We start from the raw sequence: 963 nt of genomic DNA on the forward strand, positions 1-963 counted from the left end.
TCCGGGTTGCGCATGGCGTAGAGCCAGGCGATGCGGCCGGTTGTGTCCGGGGCGAGGGTGAGGACGAGATCGACCTTTCCGTTCAGTCTGCGGAGGAGCGCCGGGGCGCCATTGGCAAGAGCGGGCTCCATGGTCCATGTAGCGTCAGACTTGGCATCCTTCATCATCACGGCCATCAAGACCTGAACAATGTCAGCCGGTCCGCGCAGCGGACGTAGTGCGGCGCGGGCCTTGCGGCCGCCATCGGTGTAGGCGGTGGCCTCTGGCGCGAGCAGGCCAAGCACGGCGGCATGGTCCTGTGCAGCGGCGGCGGCCATGAAGCGCTGGAGGAGGTCCGCGACTTCAGACGGGGCGGCGTCAAAGCGCGGGCCGCTCTCCTGCAGGCGTTTGTGGGCGCGGCTGACCAGTTGGCGGCAGGCGGCTTCGGACTTGCCTGTGACGGCGGCAATTTCGTCATAGCCGGCGTCGAAGGCTTCACGCAGGATGAAGGCGGCGCGCTCGGTTTCCGACAATCGCTCCATCGCCCACAGCAAGGCGAGCTCGCATTCCTGGGCGAGGGCGAATTTCTCCTCGACGCCAAGCGAGGGAGACTCGACAATGGGTTCGGGCAGCCACGGGCCGGGATAGGTTTCCCGGCGTGCGCGAGCCGAGCGCAGCGCGTCGATGGCTATGCGGGCGGCGGTGCGACGCAGCCAGGCGCGGGGGTTCTCGATGCGCGTGCGGTCTGTTCGCTGCCAGCGCAGCCATGTGTCCTGTACAGCGTCTTCCGCGCCAGCCCGCTCGCCCAGCATGCGATAGCACAGGGCGGTCAGGCCGGGGCGTTCGGCCTCGAAGATGGCGGTGTCGGCGCTCATGCGGGGAGGATCACTTCTTTGCCGGCAAAGTCCAGCCTCTGGCAGGCCTTGCCATGGCCCATGCCGCGCTTGAGCACGGGATAGATCCGGCCGGAGGCGGCGGCGAAGG

Annotated in this window: 1 protein-coding gene; it reads right to left on the bottom strand. The window is 68.1% G+C overall.

The genetic code is table 11. The features are described 5' to 3' along the window. A partial coding sequence (gene sigJ, locus B4F73_RS01005) for an RNA polymerase sigma factor SigJ (protein ID WP_290482308.1) occupies positions 1-854 on the bottom strand: 854 nt, incomplete at its 3' end. Positions 855-963: the final 109 nt, after the last annotated feature.

It is taken from the genome of Hyphomonas sp. UBA3601, assembly GCF_002375605.1.
Classification (GTDB): Bacteria; Pseudomonadota; Alphaproteobacteria; order Caulobacterales; family Hyphomonadaceae; genus Hyphomonas.